The sequence below is a fragment of the Pseudomonas sp. GM74 genome (assembly GCF_000282455.1).
Lineage (GTDB): Bacteria > Pseudomonadota > Gammaproteobacteria > Pseudomonadales > Pseudomonadaceae > Aquipseudomonas.
Map to the genome: position 1 here is coordinate 1 of NZ_AKJG01000044.1, position 19,777 is coordinate 19,777.

Annotated in this window: 18 protein-coding genes; 3 read left to right on the top strand and 15 right to left on the bottom strand. The window is 59.2% G+C overall.

Annotation, left to right across the window (positions count from 1 at the left end; translation table 11 throughout):
- Positions 1 to 180: 180 nt before the first annotated feature.
- Together PMI34_RS19370 and PMI34_RS19365 are read right to left on the bottom strand one after the other, a co-directional pair.
- A complete protein-coding gene (locus tag PMI34_RS19370) occupies positions 181 to 1,971 on the bottom strand; it encodes a bifunctional diguanylate cyclase/phosphodiesterase (protein ID WP_008048352.1) in 1,791 nt (596 codons plus the stop codon).
- Between the two features lie 145 nt (positions 1,972 to 2,116).
- Positions 2,117 to 4,198: a carboxy terminal-processing peptidase gene (locus PMI34_RS19365; protein WP_008048353.1), complete on the bottom strand. Its 2,082-nt coding sequence runs from the start codon at positions 4,196 to 4,198 to the stop codon at positions 2,117 to 2,119.
- A 138-nt stretch (positions 4,199 to 4,336) separates the two neighbouring features.
- On the opposite strand from PMI34_RS19365, the gene PMI34_RS19360 reads away from it, so the two are divergent.
- A complete protein-coding gene (locus PMI34_RS19360) occupies positions 4,337 to 5,299 on the top strand; it encodes a zinc-binding dehydrogenase (protein ID WP_008048354.1) in 963 nt (320 codons plus the stop codon).
- 114 nt (positions 5,300 to 5,413) lie between these two features.
- On the opposite strand, the gene PMI34_RS19355 is transcribed toward PMI34_RS19360, so the two are convergent.
- The 6 genes from PMI34_RS19355 to PMI34_RS19330 form a co-directional block, all read right to left on the bottom strand.
- Positions 5,414 to 6,067 (bottom strand): HAD family hydrolase, encoded by a 654-nt coding sequence (locus PMI34_RS19355; RefSeq protein WP_008048355.1) that lies wholly within the window; start codon positions 6,065 to 6,067, stop codon positions 5,414 to 5,416.
- A gap of 98 nt (positions 6,068 to 6,165) precedes the next feature.
- Positions 6,166 to 7,155, bottom strand: a complete 990-nt coding sequence (locus tag PMI34_RS19350) for an ABC transporter ATP-binding protein (protein WP_008048356.1) — start codon at positions 7,153 to 7,155, stop codon at positions 6,166 to 6,168.
- The gene (locus PMI34_RS19345; protein WP_008048357.1) at positions 7,152 to 7,952 is read right to left on the bottom strand and encodes an ABC transporter permease; all 801 of its coding nucleotides are present in this window, start codon (positions 7,950 to 7,952) and stop codon (positions 7,152 to 7,154) included. Before PMI34_RS19345 ends, PMI34_RS19350 begins: the two co-directional genes overlap by 4 nt.
- Positions 7,939 to 8,775 (bottom strand): ABC transporter permease, encoded by an 837-nt coding sequence (locus PMI34_RS19340; protein ID WP_162130353.1) that lies wholly within the window; start codon positions 8,773 to 8,775, stop codon positions 7,939 to 7,941. The genes PMI34_RS19345 and PMI34_RS19340 overlap by 14 nt, the downstream gene beginning before the upstream one ends.
- 5 nt (positions 8,776 to 8,780) lie before the next feature.
- Positions 8,781 to 9,587 (bottom strand): alkaline phosphatase family protein, encoded by an 807-nt coding sequence (locus PMI34_RS19335; RefSeq protein ID WP_008048360.1) that lies wholly within the window; start codon positions 9,585 to 9,587, stop codon positions 8,781 to 8,783.
- A 177-nt stretch (positions 9,588 to 9,764) separates the two neighbouring features.
- Entirely contained in the window at positions 9,765 to 10,829 is a 1,065-nt protein-coding gene (locus PMI34_RS19330; RefSeq protein WP_008048361.1) for an ABC transporter substrate-binding protein, read from the bottom strand.
- A 363-nt stretch (positions 10,830 to 11,192) separates the two neighbouring features.
- On the opposite strand from PMI34_RS19330, the gene PMI34_RS19325 reads away from it, so the two are divergent.
- Both PMI34_RS19325 and PMI34_RS19320 read left to right on the top strand, forming a co-directional pair.
- Positions 11,193 to 11,906 (top strand): UTRA domain-containing protein, encoded by a 714-nt coding sequence (locus PMI34_RS19325; protein ID WP_008048362.1) that lies wholly within the window; start codon positions 11,193 to 11,195, stop codon positions 11,904 to 11,906.
- A 142-nt stretch (positions 11,907 to 12,048) separates the two neighbouring features.
- A complete protein-coding gene (locus tag PMI34_RS19320) occupies positions 12,049 to 12,681 on the top strand; it encodes a hypothetical protein (RefSeq protein ID WP_157222709.1) in 633 nt (210 codons plus the stop codon).
- Positions 12,682 to 12,769: 88 nt separating this feature from the next.
- Here PMI34_RS19320 and PMI34_RS19315 read toward each other — a convergent pair whose 3' ends face one another.
- The 7 genes from PMI34_RS19315 to minC all read right to left on the bottom strand — a co-directional run bounded on the left by PMI34_RS19315 (position 12,770) and on the right by minC (position 19,686).
- Complete coding sequence (locus tag PMI34_RS19315) at positions 12,770 to 14,869, bottom strand: mechanosensitive ion channel family protein (RefSeq protein ID WP_008048364.1); 2,100 nt, start codon at positions 14,867 to 14,869, stop codon at positions 12,770 to 12,772.
- Positions 14,870 to 14,995: 126 nt separating this feature from the next.
- Complete coding sequence (locus PMI34_RS28940; RefSeq protein ID WP_008048365.1) at positions 14,996 to 15,172, bottom strand: hypothetical protein; 177 nt, start codon at positions 15,170 to 15,172, stop codon at positions 14,996 to 14,998.
- A gap of 262 nt (positions 15,173 to 15,434) precedes the next feature.
- Positions 15,435 to 16,724: a M18 family aminopeptidase gene (locus PMI34_RS19310; protein WP_008048366.1), complete on the bottom strand. Its 1,290-nt coding sequence runs from the start codon at positions 16,722 to 16,724 to the stop codon at positions 15,435 to 15,437.
- A gap of 224 nt (positions 16,725 to 16,948) precedes the next feature.
- Positions 16,949 to 17,584 carry an RluA family pseudouridine synthase gene (locus PMI34_RS19305; RefSeq protein WP_008048368.1) on the bottom strand — a complete coding sequence of 212 codons (636 nt, stop codon included), beginning with the start codon at positions 17,582 to 17,584 and terminating at the stop codon, positions 16,949 to 16,951.
- A gap of 91 nt (positions 17,585 to 17,675) precedes the next feature.
- Positions 17,676 to 17,930, bottom strand: a complete 255-nt coding sequence (gene minE / locus PMI34_RS19300; RefSeq protein WP_007974947.1) for a cell division topological specificity factor MinE — start codon at positions 17,928 to 17,930, stop codon at positions 17,676 to 17,678.
- A gap of 3 nt (positions 17,931 to 17,933) precedes the next feature.
- Positions 17,934 to 18,746, bottom strand: coding sequence for a septum site-determining protein MinD (minD, locus tag PMI34_RS19295; RefSeq protein WP_007974946.1), 813 nt, complete (start codon positions 18,744 to 18,746; stop codon positions 17,934 to 17,936).
- Between the two features lie 202 nt (positions 18,747 to 18,948).
- Positions 18,949 to 19,686, bottom strand: coding sequence for a septum site-determining protein MinC (gene minC, locus PMI34_RS19290; protein ID WP_007974945.1), 738 nt, complete (start codon positions 19,684 to 19,686; stop codon positions 18,949 to 18,951).
- Positions 19,687 to 19,777: the final 91 nt, after the last annotated feature.

The window sequence follows — 19,777 nt, forward strand, 5'->3', positions numbered from 1 at the left end:
GCGCGCCAATCCCCGGATGAACACCTCCACTCAGCCTCCCGAGGGGGCGGGTGGATCAAGATCAAGAGCTGCAGGCGAGCTAACGCTCGGCCTGTTGAGTGGTGAGGAGCAGTCGGTGTATGCCGCTTTTTCCTTTGCTTCTCTGTGGGAGCGGGCTTGCCCGCGAAGGCGTCCTGTCAATCACCGCTGCCCCATCAGGCATGCACCTTCACGTTCCTGCACCGCCAGACTATCAATCACATGCACGCTATAGCCCTGCACATTCTTCGCATGGTGCTTGGCTTGTGACGCCATTTCCGCCAGCAGGCTCGCATCGAGTTGTCCACAGGCCTGTGGATGCAAATGCACCACGCCGATCGACAGCGACAACAACGCAAACTCCTGCCGCACGCCCTGGCGATTTGGTGCGATGAAGCATCCGGCCTCCAGGTGTTCGCTGCGGTAGAAACGTCGGCACTGGCTCTGGAAGTCGTCGAGCAACTGGTTCAAACGTTTGCGCCAGTCTTCCGGGCCGAGTACCAGCAGGAAATCATCGCCGCCGATGTGGCCGACGAAGTCGCGGGACGGGTCGACGCGGTCGTTCAGGCATTGCGCCAGGCACAGCAGGACTTCGTCGCCACGACCATAGCCGTAGATGTCGTTGAAGGGCTTGAAGCTATCAATGTCCACGTAGCAGATCACCGATTCCCGTCGCTGTTGCAGCAGCCGTGTCAGGCATTGCCGGATCGGTACGTTGCCCGGAAGCAAGGTCAGCGGGTTGGCGTAGCGGGCCTGCTGGATCTTCAGTTCCGTGATCAGCTTGAGCACGTCAATCACCCGCCCCAACCCCAGATAACCGCCGTTGAGGGTGATGATGAAGTCTTCTTCGATGCGCTGGCGGGCACGGCTGGTGATCAGTCGGCTGACCTGTTGCAGGGATTGGCTCAGTTCGACGGCGAGGAAGTCATCGTTCATCAGGCGGCTGATGGGCTTGCGGGCGAACAGGTCGGTGGCAAAGGGCTTGAGCAGGGCGTCGGAGAGCGAATGACGATGGACGATACCGCAGGGCTGACCCTGTTCGTCCAGGACTGCCAGCGAGTTCAGGTTGGCCTGGCGGCGAAAGGCTTCGAGCACCATGGCGGTCGGGGTGTCCCGGTTCACCGCGGGGAGTTCGTTGAGCAGGGCGCTGAGGTCGCTGCCGTCTTCGCTCAGTACAACGGCGGTGTTGTCCTGTCGGGGCATCAATGCCCGGGCATCCCGTGGCGGGTGTTCCTGAGGGCGGCAAAGCAGATAGCCCTGCACCAGGTCCACGCCCATTTCGGTCAGCACCGTGAGTTCTTCGGCTAGCTCGATACCTTCGGCAATGACTTGTGCCCGCGAGGCCTTGGCGATTTGCAGGATCGAGCCGACGAACTCGCGCTTGAGCGCATCCTGATGAATGCCATCAATGAAATGCCGGTCGATTTTCACGTAATCAGGCCGCAGTTCGGACCACAAGCGTAAACTCGAATAGCCCGCCCCCAGATCATCCAGCGCAATCGAAAACCCCATCGCCCGATAGTGATGCAGGGCGGTTTGCAGCAACTGGAAGTCGTCCGTCGGCGTCTGCTCCGTGAGCTCGATGACCACCTGGCTTGGCGGAATGCCGAAGTCTTGCAGCAATTGCAAGGTGCGCCCTGGTTGATGGGCCGCTTCGAGCAGGGACTCCGGGGACACGTTAAGGAACAACAGACCAGGCAGTTGTTGTTCATTGAAGCGTCGGCAAGCGCTTTCGCGGCAGGCAATTTCCAGTTCGCTCAGGCGTCCGGCCTGACGGGCGACGGCGAACAGGGCGACAGGAGAGTGCAGAGGGCTGTTGGAGGGGCCGCGACTGAGGGCTTCGTAACCGAGGATACGTCGTTCAGAGAGGCTGATGATCGGTTGGAACAGACTGTGCAAACCGCTTTGACTCAGGATCGAGCTCAAGGCACTCAGCTGTTCGGTTGTGGTCATGGCGATCTCTGGCAATAAAAAAAGGACCGGGCGTGCCCTTGGTAAAAAGAGCACGCCCGGTCCTTTATTTCACGACAGAATGATGACTGTATGATGACGCTACAGGGGCGTCAGCATTAAATTGCCATCACTTGTTTGTGCAAACTCAGTGCTTGGCCACTGCCGTGTTGAGTTTCAGGTAGTCCAGCAGAATCCGCCCGGTTTCGCTGAGGTAGGCGTCGTCTTCCGGTTTGGTCTTGTCATCATCGGCCGCAATGGCGTCCTCGTCTTCTTTCTTCAACTCTTTGAGCGGTTCTTCGCCCTTGGCCTTGCGACGGATGTTTTCCATGGCCAGCTGTTTGGCTTCGATGTCGGCGTGTTGGGCACGACGGTCGACTTCATTGAGGCTGACGGTTTTCTCGGCCATCAGTTTCTGCGCCAGGGCCAGCTTGTCGCGAATGAACACGAACTCCGCATCTTTGGCCGTACGCATGTCGTGCTCGGACTGGAGCTGCGAAATATACGGCTTGAACGGGTCGAGCGCAGGTTTGATCGCCGCCTTGATGGTGTCCCACGGCATGGCTTCCGGCAGGGCGCTTTCACCGATTTCCTTGGTGTCGATGATCGACGGGTAATCGATGTCCGGCAAGACGCCCTGATGCTGGGTGCTCTGTCCGGAAACCCGGTAGAACTTGGCCAGGGTCAACTTCAGTTCGCCATGGTTGAGCGGCTGAATGGTCTGCACGGTGCCTTTGCCGAAGGTCTGGCCGCCGATGATCAGTGCACGGTGGTAGTCCTGCATGGCGCCGGCAAAAATCTCCGAAGCCGAGGCGGACAGGCGGTTGACCAGCAACGCCATCGGGCCCTTGTAGAACGCGCCCGGGTTTTCATCTTCCAGGACATCAACCCGGCCATCGGCGTTACGCACGAGCACGGTCGGACCTTTGTCGATGAACAGGCTGGTCAGCTCGGTGGCCTCTTGCAAGGAGCCGCCGCCGTTGTTGCGCAGGTCGATGACCACGCCGTCGACTTTCTCTTTCTGCAACTCGGTCAGCAGTTTCTTGACGTCCCGGGTGGTGCTCTTGTAATCCGGATCGCCGGCACGGAAGGCCTTGAAGTCCAGATAGAACGCCGGGATCTCGATAACGCCGAGCTTGTAGTCCTTGCCGTCCTGCTTCAGGTTCAAGACCGATTTCTTCACGGCCTGGTCTTCAAGCTTCACCGCTTCACGGGTGATCGGCACGATCTTGGTGGTCTGGTCGTTCGGCGCATTGCTGGCCGGGATGACTTCCAGGCGCACCACGGTGCCCTTCGGACCACGGATCAGCTTGACCACTTCGTCCAGGCGCCAGCCCACGACGTCGACCATTTCCTTGTTGCCCTGGGCAACGCCGATGATCTTGTCGGCCGGTGCAACCTGCTTGGTCTTGTCCGCCGGACCTGCCGGCACCAGGCGCACGACTTTCACCTGGTCGTTATCACTCTGCAACACGGCGCCGATGCCCTCGAGGGACAAGCTCATGTTGATGTCGAAGTTCTCCGCGTTATCCGGCGACAGATAGTTGGTGTGCGGGTCGTAGGACATGGCGAAGGTGTTGATGTACGCCTGGAAGATGTCTTCCGCGCGGGTCTGGTCCAGGCGCGCCAACTGGTTCTTGTATCGCTTGGTCAGGGTTTCCTGGATCTGCTTGGAATCCTTGCCGGCGATCCTCTGACGCAGGACTTCGTCCTTGACGCGTTTACGCCACAGGTCGTCGAGTTCCGCGGTGGATTTGAGCCAAGGGGCGTCCTTGCGGTCGATCAGCAAGGTTTCCTTGGTGGTGAAGTCGATCTTGTCGACGCCCTTGTTCAGCTCGGCAAGGGCGAAGTCCAGACGCGCCTTGACGCGGTCCAGGTAGCGCTTGTAGATGGTGAACCCGGCGTTCAGGTCGCCGCTCTTGAGGAAATCGTCGAACTGCGTCTTCCACTTGTCGAATTCGGCAATGTCGCTGGCCATGAAGTAGCTGCGCGACGGATCCAGCAGCTTGAGGTAGCTGTCGTAGATGATTACCGAGCGTGCGTCATCGAGTGGCGGCTTGCTGTAGTGGTGGCGCTTGAGCAACTCCACGACGTTCAGGCTGGCGATCACTTCGTCACGATCGGGTTGAAGCTTGTCCCAGCTATTGGCTGCGAATGTATTGCTCGACATCGGCAGCAAGCCGATACCGATGAACAAGGCGAGGGCAGTGCTGGGGAACAGATGCTTCATGCTGATTCGACGCGGGGACAATTGATAACGCATATTAGGCCGTCTTTGAAGTCGCCGGTTCTTTGGGAGCCGGTCGCATAATGCAAAAAGCCCGGCGCTATAGCTTCGGGCTCAGTCCAGACTCACTATGGAGGCACTGTGAAAGCATTGCAAGGCGTTGACGGTCAAGTGGTGTGGGTTGAAGAGCCGAGTCCTGCGTGCGATGTAGGACAAGTTCGTATACGAGTGGCGGCAGCGGGTCTCAATCGCGCCGATTTATTGCAGAAAGCGGGCCTTTACCCGCCACCACCGGGGGCCAGTCAAGTGCTTGGTCTAGAGTGCTCGGGGGTCATCAGCGAGGTTGGCGCCGGCTCCTCCTGGCAGGTTGGCGATCGGGTTTGCGCCTTGCTGGCCGGGGGCGGGATGGCCGAAGAGGTGGTTGTCGACGGGCGGCATGTGCTGCCGGTTCCCGACGGACTGTCATTGGTCGAGGCGGCTGCGTTGCCCGAAGTTTATGCAACAGTCTGGCTGAATGTGTTTCAACTGGCTGCGCTCAAACCGGGTCAGAAAGTTCTTCTGCATGCCGGGGCAAGTGGAATCGGTTCAGCGGCCATTCAGCTGTGCAAGGCGTTCGGCAACCCGTGTTGGGTCAGTGTTGGCTCCGCCGAGCGATTGGCGTACTGCGAAGCGCTGGGCGCCCAAGGCGGCGTGGTGCGTAATGACGATCTGGAGAGCCTGCGGGATCTGGGGCCGTTCGACGTGATTCTCGATCCGGTGGGCGGTAATTATGCGGCTTTGAACCTCAAGCTGCTGGCCCAGGATGGCCGTTGGGTGTTGATCGGTCTGATGGGCGGCCGCGAGGCCAAGCTGGATCTGGCCCAGGTGCTGGCCAAGCGCGTGCAGTTGCTGGGTTCGACCCTGCGCAGCCGCGACGATCAATTCAAGGCCGATCTGTTCAGTGATTTGAGCCAGCATGTCTGGCCGCTGTTTGCCGAGGGACGGTTGAGTCCGCAACTGGCCAGGACATTCCCGATCAAGGATGCCGAGGCGGCGTTTGCCGAGCTGGCGAGTAACAATGTGGCGGGGAAAGTTGTATTGGTGATAAATGAAAGCTTGAGCTGACAACGCTGAACCTGCGGGATCGGGCTTGCTCGCGAAAGCAGTGCGTCATTCAACGATGTATTGACTGATTCGACGCCTTCGCGAGCAAGCCCGCTCCCACAGGGGGGGCTTGCGTTATTTCCAGGTATGGATCGGCCAGCCCGCCTTTTCGGCGTGCTCGCGCAACACCGGATCCGGGTTGACCGCGTGGGGGAAATCCACCTTCAGCAACAGCGGCAGGTCGTTGCGTGAGTCGGAATAGAAACTCGCGCCTTCGAGGTTTTCCTCCTCTGCATCCAGCCACTCCAGCAAGCGGGTGATCTTGCCTTCGCGGTAGGTCAGGGTGCCAACGGTGTGGCCGGTGTAAACGCCATGGGCCACTTCCAGTTCGATGCCGAGAATCTCGTCGATGCCCAGACGCTCGGCAATGGGGCCGACCAGATGGGTGCCCGAGGCCGAGATCACCAGGATCCGGTCGCCGGCCTTGCGATGGGCGGCGATGGTTTTGGTGGCATCACTGAAAATGATCGGCTCGATGTAGTCTTCCACCCACGGGCCAACCAGGTGCGCGACTTCTTCAGGTGTACGACCAATCAACGGCTCCAGGCTGAAGGCCATGTAGTCCTCCATGGCCAGATGGCCCCTGCCGTACGCATCCATCAACTCCTTGTCGCGACGCAGGAACGATTCGCCATCGACCCAGCCGAGGCGGACCATTTGCTCGCTCCACAGTGAGGCGCAGTCGCCGTGGATCAGGGTTTCATCCAGATCAAAAATTGCCAGGGCCATCGGGTTCTCTCTGAGAACAGCTGCAAGCTGCAAGCTGCAAGAAGTGGATTGGAGTGGTCAGCAGCTTACAGCTTGAAGCTTGTCGCTTGCAGCTGCTTTCAAGCTACCTCACACAGGGCCGTCGGATCGATGGAAAGCGCCAGGCGCTGACCATCGGGATGCAGGTCGGCCGCCGAGCGGTTCAGCACATCCACCACCAATTCCACGCCCCGGGCTTCGACCCGGTAGCGAATCACGTTGCCCAGCAGGCTGTGGCTGCGTATCTGTGCGTCCAGTTCGCCGTTAAGGCTCAGTTCGATGGCTTCCGGGCGAATGGCGATGCGCTTGCTGATCGGTCGCTGCAGCAGCTTCGAAGCGCTGTCGGCATCCAGCAGGTTGTAGTTGCCGATGAAACCGGCGGCGAACACATCCACCGGCGCAGTGTAGAGGGTTTCGGCGTCGCCGCTTTGTACGATTTTTCCCTGATTCATCAGGAAAATCCGGTCAGACATGGTCAGGGCTTCCTCCTGATCGTGTGTGACGAAAATCGTGGTCAGGCCCAGTTCGCGCTGGATCTGACGGATCTGTTCGCGCAGGTGCTTGCGAATGCGCGCATCCAGCGCCGACAGCGGTTCGTCCAGCAGCAACAGGCGTGGCCGGGTCACCAGCGAGCGGGCGAGGGCGACGCGCTGGCATTGGCCACCGGACAGCTGATGTGGATAGCGTGCGGCGAAGTCCTGCAACTCCACCAGTTTCAGTACTTCGGCGACGCGTTTGTGGCTGTCATCGGCATTGACCTTTTGCATGCGCAGACCAAAGGCGACGTTTTGCTCCACGGTCATGTTGGGGAACAGCGCATAGCTCTGGAACACCATGCCGATCCCGCGTTTCTGTGGGCTCACCGGCACGATATCGGCGCCATCGAGCAGGATTTTGCCGCCATCCACCGAAGTCAGGCCGGCGATGCAGCGCAGCAGGGTGGATTTGCCGCAGCCGGACGGGCCGAGCAGGGTGACGAACTCACCTTTCTGGATTTCGCAATTGATGTCGCTGAACACCGTGGTGCCGGCGAAGCTTTTCTGAAGATGTTGGACGCTGACATAGCTCATTCGCTTTTGTCCCTGTTCAAGATATTGGCAATCCAGGTCAGAACCAGCACAAAGAAGAAGTAGGAAATCACCAGCGCACTGGTGAAATGACCGCTGCTGTTGCGCATGTTGTTGAGGTAGACCTGCAGGGTTTCGTAGCGGGTGCCGACGAGGATGTTGGCGAACACGAACTCACCGAACAGGAACGAGAACGACAGCAGCAGCGCTACCATCAGGCCCTTGCGCAGGTTCGGCAGCACCACCAGGAAGGCGGCTTGCCAGGTGCTGGCGCCGAGCAACTGGGCGGCGTCCATCAGGTCGCGCAGGTTGATCGCTTGCAGGTTGTTGGTGATCGCCCGGTACATGAACGGCAGCGCCACGGTGAAGTAGCAACCGATCAGAATCCACGGCGTCCCGACCATGGCGAATGGTCCGGAACCGTAGAGCTGCAACAGCCCCACCGACGACACCACCGGCGGCACGGCGAAGGGCAGCAGGATCAGGATGTTCATCAGCGCGTCGAGTTTCGGGAAGTGGTAGTGCACCACGAACAGCAGCGGCAGAATCAGCACCACCGAAAGAATCAGCGAGCCGACGCAGACCAGCAGCGATTGTCCGAACGCATTCAGGAAGCGCGGATCGCTCCACAGCTGGATGTACCACTTGAGGGTGAAACCGCTGGGCAGGATGGTCGCCGACCAACTGCTGGCGATCGAGTAGATCAGCGTGCCGGCCAGCGGCAACAGCAGGATGGCAAACAGCAAGTACACCACGACGCGGTGGTAGACACCGGCGGGCCCCAGTTCAGCGCGAGACATGGTAGCTCCTCTTCAACAGCAACTGATGCACGATGGTCACCAGGGTCATCAAGGCCACCAGCACCACGGCCAGGGCGCTGGCCAGGTTCGGGTCCAGGGAGATGTCACCGGACACCATCGCCGCAATACGGATCGGCAGCACGTTGAAGTTGCCGGTGGTCAGGGCGTACACCGTAGCGTAGGCACCGAGGGCGTTAGCCAGCAGGATAACGAAGGTACCCAGCAGTGCCGGCGTCAACACCGGCAAGCCGATGTGCCGCCAGTACTGCCAACCGTCGGCGCCGAGCAGTGAAGCCGATTCACGCCAGTCTTCGCGCAGCGCATCGAAGGCCGGGTACAGCAGCAGCACGCCGAGGGGAATCTGGAAGTAGGTGTAGAGAATGATCAACCCGGTTTTCGAGTACAGGTTGAAGTCCTGAATGATTCCGGCCTGCTTGAGCATGATGGTGAAGCTGCCGTTGAAGCCGAGCAGAATGATGAACGCGAAGGCCAGGGGCACGCCGGCGAAGTTGCTGGTCATGTTGGCGAAGGCGTTGACGAAGTTGCGCAGTTTCGAATCGACCCGACGCAGGGAGTAGGCGCCCAGTATTGCGATGACGATCCCGAACACGCTGGACCAGAAGCTGATCTCAAGGCTGTACTGGATGGCCTGCAGGTAAAACTTCGAGCTGAAGATTTTGCTGAAGTTGGCCAGGCCCCAGCCGAACTCTTCCGATTGCAGGCTGTTGATCATCACCCAGGTCAGCGGTGCGATTTCGAACACGATGAAGAACAGCGCGAACGGGACCAGGCATAAGGCTGCCAGCCATTTACTGCGGGTCATGGCATTCACTTCAACAGCTCCCGGCAGACCGGTTTGTCGTGGGGCACGCCGAGCAACTGGCAGACGGTGCCGCAGATCTCGGTTTGTTTCGGTGCGGCACCGGCGTCGAGGCTGAACGCGTCACCCAGAACGAACAGCGGCACTTCTCGTTCTTCGGGCAGCAGGCCGTTGTGGGAGCGGTCGTTGTTCATTCCGTGGTCGGCGGTGACCAGCACCTGATAGCCGGCATCGAGCCAGCCTTGCAGGTAGTCGGCCAGGATGATGTCGGCCGAGCGGGCGCTGTTGCGGTACTGCGGGGTGTCGAGACCGTGCTTGTGCCCGGCGTCGTCAATGTTCATCGGGTGGATCAGCAAAAAGTTCGGCGCATGGCGCAGGCGCAGGTTTTCGGCGTCGGCGAACAGGTGCGAGTCCGGGTAGTGATCGTTCCAGTAGAAATGCCCGTGCTGGATCGGCAGTTGCGGGTCATCGGTGTGACGGTCACGGGCCGCCACGAAGGGCGAACGGTTGTACAACTCGCTGACCCAGTGATAGGCCGCCGCCGCGGTGACAAGACCTGCGTCGGTGGCGTAGTGATAGATACTGCGCTGGTTGGACAGGCGCGAGACGTTGTTGTGGACGATACCGCTGTCGATGGGCGCCACGCCGGTCAGGATGCATTCGTACAGCGGGCGGGACAGGGCCGGCAACTCGCACTCCAGTTTGTAGAGTGCGGCGCGTCCGGCACCGACGTACGCCTGCAGGTGCCCCATGGCGTGGCGGGCGACCTCGTGGTTGAGGCCGTCGAGCACGACAAGGATGACGTTGTGCTTCATAGGGGCAAAAACTCCGTGTAACAGATATTCGAAGCTCACTCGATCCACTGTGGGAGCGGGCTTGCTCGCGAAAGCGGTGCGTCATTCAACGATGTATTGACTGATTCGACGCCTTCGCGAGCAAGCCCGCTCCCACATTTGGATCGCCATCAGATCCCGAAATGGGGATCTTCCCGGTTATTGCATATTGATGATGACTTCTTCCTGCCACTTCTGAGGAAGGGCCTTGGAGGTCTTTTCCCAGGCATCTGCGTCTTTGATCGGCGTCACTTTCTTGTACTGCTCGTTAGGCAGCAGCTTGGCCTGTACCTCGGCCGGCAGTGTGATGTGCTCGGCACGGATCGGACGAGCGTTGCCCTTGGCCAGGTTGATCTGGCCGGCGTCGCTGAAGATGTATTCGCGGGTCAGCTTGGCGGCGTTCGGGTTTTTCGCGTACTTGTTGATGATGGTGGTGTAACCGGAAATCACCGAGCCGTCGGACGGGATCAGCACCACGTAGTCATCCGGGTTGGCCATCTTGGCCTTGTAGCTCAGGCCGTTGAAGTCCCAGACCACGCCGACTTCGATTTCGCCTTTTTCCATGGTGGCAATCGTCGGGTTGGACATCGACAGGCGACCTTGCTTGGCGATGTCGGCGAACAGGTCCAGGGCCGGCTTGAGGTTTTTCTCGTCGCCACCGTTGGCCAGTGCCGCGGCCAGTACGCCGTTGGCTGCCTGGGCCGCGGTGCTCACGTCACCGATGGAGACTTTGTATTTGCCGGTCTTGAGGTCAGCCCACTTGGTTGGCGCCTCGGAGCCGTGCAGCAACTTCTTGTTGACGATGAAAGCGATGGTGCCGGTGTAGGCCAGTGCCCAGTTGCCGTCCTTGTCCTTGGCCCAGGCTGGAACCTGATCCCAGGTCGATGGCTTGTAGGGCTGGACCACGCCTTGCTTGACCGCGATCGGGCCGAACGCTGCACCGACGTCGCCGATGTCGGCGCTGGCGTTGTCTTTTTCCGCGGCGAACTTGGCGATCTCCTGGGCCGAGCTCATGTCGGTGTCGATGTGCTTGAGGCCGTACTTGTCGCTCAGGTCTTTCCAGGTGCCGGCCCAGTTGGCCCAGTCATTGGGCATGCCGACGCTGTTGACGGCGCCTTCCGCTTTTGCAGCGGCTTCCAGGGTTTTCAGATCATCGGCCGCCATGGCGGCGGTGCACATTGCGATGGTCGAGCCTAACAGTGATGCCAGGAAAAGCTTTTTCATTCCGAAGCTCCTTGGGTCGTGTTCAACGCTGCGATTGCGGTTTGTGTTGGTCTAGGTCAGCAATACCTGAGCCAATTTAAGGGGGCTGGATGACACTTTGATGTCGCTCGTCGCCCGGAATGACTTTTTGTTGAGCGGTATCGCGACTGGCCTGCTAAGCGTAGACCATGGTCAAGGCCTCGGCTGGCAAGGGGCTTGGCCGATGAATTGCAGGTTTTTGAGTTCGCAGAATGGCGACCGTTGGGCAGCTTTGTCACATCTCGGTCATCTACGCTGCCTACGCTTGCAGATCATTGAATGAGCCGGTTTGCGCGGTGGTTCTGCCCTGAATTGGTGCTGGTCTAGTCCAGAAAGGAAACGTTGATGCGTGAAGAGGCGACAAAAGCGGTAACAGCCATCGGCCAGGTGCTTCAGGAGCAGATCGACCACGGCCTGTTGACCCCCGGCAGCAAATTGCCGGCCGAGCGCAAGCTCAGTGAATTGTTCGGCACCACGCGGATCACTTTGCGTGAAGCGTTGTTGCAGTTGGAGTCGCAGGGGCAGATTTATCGCGAGGAGCGTCGTGGCTGGTTCGTCTCGCCACCACGCCTGGCGTACAACCTGATGCAGCGCAGCCACTTTCACGCGATGGTCAGTGCCCAGGGGCGGGTACCTTCCACCGAGGTGATTTCGGCACGATTGCAACCGGCGTCGGCGGCCGTTTGTGCCTGGCTGCAATTGCCGGCGCTGTCGAGCGTGATCCAGATCTGCCGCGCACGGAGGATCGACGGGCGGCTGGTGCTGTATGTGGAGCACTACCTGAATCCGCAGTACTTTCCCGGGATACTCGATTTCGATTTGAATCAGTCGATCACCGAGTTGTATGCGCGGCATTACGACTTGCATTACGGACGGGTGCGCTTCGAGATTGTGCCCACGGCGTTGTCGGTGGATGCGGCGGCGGCGTTGAAGGTGTCGGTAGGTAGCCCGGGTTTACAGATTGCCCGGGTCAACTATGACCAGCATGAACGCTTGATCGACTGCGACCTGGAGTTCTGGCGGCATGATGCAATTCATGTCGGTGTGGATGTGGTTTGATTTGAGTTGCATGCCATCACAATCAATATTGTTTGAGAGCATATTTTTGGTTGTTTGTTGTTTGGTTCTTGTAGTGATAAAACAATAAGTTTCGTTTGTAATCACTAAGTGTGTTGAAAAAATCAGATTTATTATTTTTCTGGTGAATTTGATTTTGGTGTGTGATTTTGCATGGGCCTTTTTTGATGGCTATGGATTTTTAATTTTACAAGGATTTAGTATGTCTAATTCGAGTTTTTCGTTTGTTGCAACGGTGGAAATCTTTGGGCGTCCAGTCAAGTGTTTTCCGGAGGGCCGGATTGGAACGGAATGGAACTACGGTGATTCAACGATTTTTAATGTCCATTGCGAAAATGATGAGTTTATTTTGTCCGTAGGACAGGGTGAAGATAAACGTTATGTAGCTCTGGATACCCAAGGGTATCTTACTCTGAGGAGCACTCACGCAAGTCTTCTTATTAAAGACGCTGGCGGTAAATCAATGTCGTCGGAAATCGTTGCGCAAGGCAAGGCGTCTGTCAAGTTGTATGCAACTAATGGGGCTCCTGTACTGCAGTTCTACGGGGATGACTTGTTTGATGTGGACGATGAGGCGCTCTATAATTTTTTGATAGCTGCGCAGAAGGTCAGAAAAGAGGGGAAAGATGGTAGTGTTAGTTATTATGTGCCATCCGGAGATGGGGCTTGGCTTAAAGTTTCGAGGGATAAGTCCTATTCCGCGATACCTGTGCCTATCGAGTTAAATATTCAAAGTGTTGTGGTTACGGGTTCCTGAGGTTTTATCGTTATCTGACACACCCTGCATGTTTTTTAGTTGAGGCAGTATCGGCTATCCCCCGAGCTGCCTTTTCTTTGTGCTATTTCTACTGTAGAACTTCAGCAGCGGTAATCACTTGCACGCTCATCCTCGGTGTCGCCAGATCCAGTCCGGCTTCATCCATATGTCGTTTCAGCGAAAGATTGAACGCCCGTGAAACCTCCCACTGCTTGATTGGCGCAGTCTTGAAACGGGCACGCAGGATGGCGTTGCCCGACTCGAAACTTTCCACCCCCTGAAACTCCAGCGGCGACCAGATATTGCGTCGCTGCAACGGATCGGTGCGCATTTTCTGGCCGACTTCGCGCATCAGTTTGATGGCGTTGTCGATGTCCATGTTGGCCGGCACCGCGACCCGGAAGATCGCGTAGCCGAATTCCCGGGAGTAGTTCTTGATGCTTTTGATTTCACTGAACGGAATAGTGTGGACGATGCCGTCGATGTCCCGCAGGCGCACGGTGCGGATGGTCAGGCCTTCGACCGTGCCGAGGTGGCCGCCGACATCCACGTAGTCGTCGATGGCCAGGGAGTCTTCGATGATGATGAACAGCCCGGTAATCAGGTCGGCTACCAGCGATTGCGCACCAAAGCCGATGGCCAGACCGATCACACCGGCACCGGCCAGCAGGGGCGTGACGTTCATGCCCATGTTCGCCAGGGCAACGATCAGCGCGACAATGAAAATGGCCACGAACAGTACGTTGCGGATCAGCGGCATCATCGTCTGCGCGCGGGCGTTGGCCAGGCCTTTGCGCGAGCGGGTCAGGGCGTGATGTACGGCGGTGTCGCTGAGAATCCAGATCAACCAGGCGAACAGCAGCGTGCCGGCGAGGCTGAACAGCTTGACGCTGACTTCGTGGCCGTCGCCTTCGGTAAAGCGGATCAACGACATGCCCCAGACCCGCAGGCCGAGCTCGATAAAGGCCAGCCACACCAACAGGTGGAGGATTGTGTAGAAGAAGTTTTTCAGTCGTTCCGAATACACGGCGTAGCGCCGGATGCCGCGCTGGGGCTTGAGGGCGTGGCGGCGTACCAGGCCGTTGATGACCATGCACAACACCAGCAACACGGTGCAGATCAGCGACTGGCGCAGGGCAGTGCTGGTGTCACCGGCGGAAATGAACGTCGCGAACAGGGAAATGGCCACCAGCACCAGCGCCGGTACGTACCAGAAGGTGCCGAGAATCGACAGGGTGTCGTTGAGGGCGCGGCGGGTCAGGCGTCGGGACAGCGGCTGGTTACGGATCAGGTGGGCGATGGGGCGGCGGAAACGCAAGATGAACCGGGCGGTGGACAAGGCTGCCAGGACGTTGGCAACCGTGGCAGCCGTATGGGCCAGATGACTGCCGAGGCTGTCGACCAGTTTTGGATCGCTCAGCGCTTCGCCAAACGCGGCGAAGCTGCCGATCAGCCACAGCGGCCGAAACGCCTGGTGCCGCAGAATGTACAAGGCGCGGTGGCGGTGTGGACCGTCGAGCAGGGAAAAGGCAATCACGCAGATGGCCGAGAAACAGGTGCCGACCACCAGTGCATAGGCCAGCACCATGGCCAGGCTTTTACCCAGGGACGAGGGCAGGGCGTAGCTCATGTAGATCGTGATCACCAGGGCGATCAGCCATGGCCCGAGCTTGCGCAAGGCAAAGCGCAACATGTCCAGGGCACGGGGGTGCTGCGGCAGTTCTTCAGTCAGGCCGAAACGCATGCGCACACGGTGGCTGATCCAGATCAGCGCGGCGGCCAGCAGGCTCCAGACCATCAGGATCATGGCGAATGCAAAGAGCATCGGCAGCCATTCATTGGCCGGCAGCGCCAGCGCCATCAACTCTTCCTGGGCCTGGTCGAACTCGCTGGACCAGCGTGTGAGCGGACTGTCGTCGCCGGTAAATTTCTTTTCGAGAGTGGCCAGGGTTCCGCCAATCAAGCCCAGCACGCCTTCTTCGGTAATCGGCTGGGCCTGTTTGGTGGTGTCACGCAGTCTTTTCAGATCGGCCAGCAGCTTGGTGCGCTGCTGATCGTTTTCCAGTGACTTGATCACTTCGTCCAGGGACTGCCCCAGCGGTTCCTGTGCTTCGGGCTGCGCCTTGGCCTGGCCGCCGAGCAGGTTTGGCAGGCCGGCCGCCTGGGCAGGTGCCACTGGCAGCAGCATCAGGCAGACAAGGAAAAAATACGGAAGGGCAAAAATACGAGCGAACACTAGGCGGTCAACCTCGCAGAGAGCGGATCGACCGAGTGTACGAGCCCGTCAAAATCAATGCGAGCCAAGGGTGATGAATTATTCGTTGAGTTTGGCGAGGATCTTGATCACCACGGTCGCGAGGATGGTCAGCATGCCGATCCACATGGCAAACACACCGGCATTCTTATCGCGAAAGTTGAAGCCGACGGCCAGCAGGAGCATCCCGGCTAGAATCGGAATCAGCATGGCGTGAAAGGTAGACATCGAAATCATGGAGACAGCCTTGTCGAAGGGATACTTGAAGTCTAGGCGGCTTTTGACGCGGCCGGCGTGATGTGTGTCAGAAATGAGCCATGTGCAGCGCAATTTTTTGTGGCGAGGGAGCTTGCTCCCGCCCGACTGCGCAGCAGTCGTAATTGAGACTTCCGCGGTCTATCTGACAGACCGCGAAATCTGAATTTGGGGCTGCTTCGCATCCCAGCGGGAGCAAGCTCCCTCGCCACAACGGTGTCTCAACCTTTAGTGTTGCACCAGGTTACGGCAACTCGCGGCAGGTGTAGAACGCGCTCAGTACCTTGACCAGATGCGCCAGGTCATGGCTGCCGCACAGTTCGCGGATCGAGTGCATGGCGAACGTCGGCAGGCCGATGTCCACGGTGCGCACGCCCAGGTGGCTGGCGGTGATCGGGCCGATGGTCGAACCACATCCCATGTCGCTGCGCACCACGAAGCTTTGCACCGGCACTTCTTCAGCCATGCACAGGTGACGGAAGAACCCCGCGGTTTCGCTGTTGGTGGCGTAGCGCTGGTTGCTGTTGACCTTGATCACCGGGCCGGCGTTGAGTTTCGGGCCGTGGTTGGCATCGTGCTTGTCGGCGTAGTTCGGATGCACGCCGTGGGCGTTGTCAGCCGAAACCAGCAGGGATTTCTGAATGGTGCGTACGAATTCATCACCTTCAGGCAGCAGGCGACGCAGGGTTTGCTCAAGCATCGGGCCGTCGGCACCGCAGGCCGAGCAGGAACCGACTTCTTCGTGGTCGTTGCAGACCAGCACGCAGGTTTCGTCGGTGTCGGCCGTCAGCAGCGCTTGCAGGCCGGCGTAGCACGACAGCAGGTTGTCCAGGCGCGCGCCGGCGATGAAATCGCCATGCAGGCCGATGACCGCAGCGCTTTGGGTGTCGTAGAAACTCAGCTCGTAATCGAGCACCACATCGGCATTCAGACCGTGTTCGCGGGCCAGTTGGTCGGTGAGCACTGCGCGGAAGTCCACACGCTCGTCGCCGGCAAATTGCGCGAGGATCGGCGGCAGTTCGGTCTGGGCGTTGATGGCCCAGCCCATGTTGGCTTCGCGGTTGAGGTGAATCGCCAGGTTCGGAATGATCGCGACCGGTGCCTTGAAGTCGATCAACTGGCTCTCGACCTTGCCATCACGTCGGAAGGTTACGCGCCCCGCCAGGGACAGGTCACGGTCGAACCACGGCGCCAACAGCGCGCCGCCATAGACTTCGACGCCCAGTTGCCAGAAGCCCTGGCGTTGCAGCTCCGGTTGCGGCTTGACGCGCAGGCACGGGCTGTCGGTGTGGGCGCCGACCAGGCGAATGCCACCGTGCAACGGTGAATGACGGCCCATCTTGATCGCGACAATCGAAGAGTCGTTGCGGGTGACGTAGTAGCGACCGTTGGCTTCGGTATTCCACGGCTCGCGCTCGTCGAGGCGTTGATAGCCCGCCGCTTCCAGGCGCTGAACAAGGCTGGCGGTGGCATGGAACGGTGTAGGGGAGGCCTTGAGGAAATCGATCAGGCCTTGGTTCAACTCTTCGCGCATAAAGTAGCTCCAGACAGCAGTGGCGCCAGTTTAACGTATTGGTTGCAGAAGTGGCGGGGGACTGCTGGTGGGGTGATGCCAGGATTGAATCTGGCAGAGAACCCTGTGGGAGCGGGCTTGCCCGCGAAGGCGGTTTGCCGGTCAGCATTGATGTCGCCTGGTACGACGCCATCGCGGGCAAGTCGGATCGCCGCACCGCCGCTCCCACAGGGATTACATCTGTTTCAGAACGGTGCCGGACACTCGAATCGCAGGCGCTCGCCACTTTGCGGGTGGGTGAAGCTGAGCATGCTCGCGTGCAGGCACAGGCGCGGCCAGGCCGCCAGCGCCTGTTCATGGGCATAGAGCCCGTCGCCCAGCAGCGGATGGCCAATCGAGAGCATGTGCACGCGCAACTGGTGGGAACGGCCGGTGATCGGTGTCAGCTCAACGCGGCACCAGTCGCCGCAGCGTTCCAGCACGCGCCAGAAGGTCAGCGCATGTTTGCCGAATTCATGGTCGACCACGTGGCGCGGCTTGGTCGGCGGGTCATAGCGCAAGGGCAGGTCGATGCTGCCGCTGTCCAGATCCGGCTGACCCCAGCACAGGGCGGTGTAGGCCTTTTCCGTTTCGCGGTCGTGAAACTGTCGGGACAGCTCGCGATGGGTGTCCGGGTCGCGGGCCAGCAGGATGATGCCGGAAGTCTCCCAGTCCAGCCGGTGGACAATTCGCGCTTCCGGGTAGCCGTTTTCCTGCAGACGGGTAATCAGGCAGTCCTTGTTGTCATCGGCCCGGCCAGGGACAGAGAGCAACAGGGTCGGTTTGTTCACCACCAGTACGGCGGCATCCTGATGGATGATGTGGATGTTGGACAACGGCATTAAAACAGCCTCGTAACAAACGCCAACGGCGACTCAGGTCCCTTCCGGTTGCAGAAGGGACCTGAGCCGCCGTGGCTCCTGGCGGATCGACTCAGCGATCAGGCAGGGTGATATTGAGTTCCAGAATCGAGCAGCTGCCCTGGCTTTCCAGTGCGACATGCACGTCATCGGACCCGATATTGACGTACTTGCGGATCACCTCGACCAGTTCCTTCTGCAAGGCTGGCAGGTAGTCCGGGGTACTGCGTTGGCCGCGTTCGTGCGCCACGATGATCTGTAGACGCTCTTTCGCTACCGACGCGGTGCTTTGCTTTTTGTTGGCACGAAAGAAGTCAAAAAGGTTCATTGCTTAGTTGCCTCCAAACAGGCGCTCGAAGAATCCCTTCTTCTGTACATCGAGGAATCGATGATCCACGGTCTTGCCCAGCAGGCGGTCAACGGTATCGCTGTAGGCCTGGCCGGCATCGCTCTGGTCGTCGAGAATCACCGGAACACCCTGGTTGGATGCCTTGAGCACCGCCTGGGATTCAGGGATCACGCCGAGCAGGGTCACCGAAAGGATTTCCTTGACGTCTTCTACGCCGAGCATTTCGCCTTTGCTCACACGTTCCGGGTGATAACGGGTAATCAGCAGGTGTTCCTTGATCGGGTCTTCGCCACGTTCGGCGCGACGGGACTTGCTGGCCAGCAGGCCAAGCATGCGGTCGGAGTCACGTACCGAGGAGACTTCCGGGTTGGTCACGACGATCGCTTCGTCAGCGAAGTACATGGCCAGGTGGGCGCCTTTCTCGATGCCCGCCGGGGAGTCGCAGACCACGAACTCAAAGTCTTCCTTGAGTTGCATCAGGACTTTTTCCACGCCTTCGACGGTCAGCGCGTCTTTGTCGCGGGTCTGGCTGGCGGCCAGCACGTAGAGGTTTTCCAGGCGCTTGTCTTTGATCAGGGCCTGTTGCAGGTTGGCTTCGCCGTTGACCACGTTGACGAAGTCATACACCACGCGGCGCTCGCAACCCATGATCAGGTCGAGGTTACGCAAGCCCACGTCGAAGTCGACGATCACTGTTTTGTGGCCGCGCAGAGCGAGGCCGGTACCGATAGCGGCGCTGGTGGTGGTCTTACCCACACCACCCTTGCCGGATGTAACCACGAGAATCTTGGCCAAGGTGTTTCACCCCTAAGGAAGAAGGACTTTTCAGTCCCTGAAAAACATCTCCTGAAAAACTACTGCAGTCGGACAGCCTTGGCTGGAATCCGGTTTTGAGCGGCGTTTACCCCCGGTAAACACTGCTTTCGGCCTTTTTCCTACTTCGTTTGAGCCGTTTTCGCTACGTTTTAGAGATGCTTGGAAAATGCGGCAGTATCCGTTAAAGCCGAATGATGTTCAACACGTCGCCGGACAGGCTGACCTGCACACCCGAACCCCATAGAGGGTCGCGGCGCAGATCTTCGGAAACCTTGTAATGCCCGGCGATGGAAATCAGTTCAGCACTCATTTGCTGACAGAATATCCGCGCCTTGGTGTCGCCCTTGACGCCGGCCAATACGCGACCACGCATCGGGCCGTATACATGGATGTTGCCATCGGCGAGAAGTTCCGCTCCCGGGCTGACCGAGGAGATCACCACCAGATCGCTGCCCTGGGCATAAATCTGCTGGCCACCACGTACTGGCGAGGTGATGATTTTCGTCGGCTTGATGGTCGGCTCGGGCGGTTTTTCCGGTTTTTTCTTCGGTTCGCCTTCGGTCAGGTCCAGTGGCCGCTCCCGGGCGCCGGACGGTGGCAGCACCGGCAGGTCGACCGCGATGGCGGCGGCAATGTCTTCGATGCGGCTGGCGCGGATCGCCAGGGTACGCAGGCCATGCTGGCGGCAGACGCGCATCAGCCCTGGCAGATCGACCGCGCCTTCGTTGGCCGGGAGTTTGTCCAGGGCCAGTACCAGCGGTGCGTTGCTGAAGAAGTTGGGCGCCTGGGCGACCTTGGCGGCCAGTTGCCGATCAAGGCTTTCGAGGTCGTTACGGGCCAGTTCCAGCACCGTAATGGCCAGCATGCTGCCCTTCAACTGGAACACGGGATCTTGGTCTAGCGGTTCGGTTTGGCTCATGGTCGGCATACAACGACTTGTCACTAAAAGTGCCGAGACTTATAACGAGAACGCCCGCGGGCCGCAAGCCGGGTCGAACGATGTAGAATGC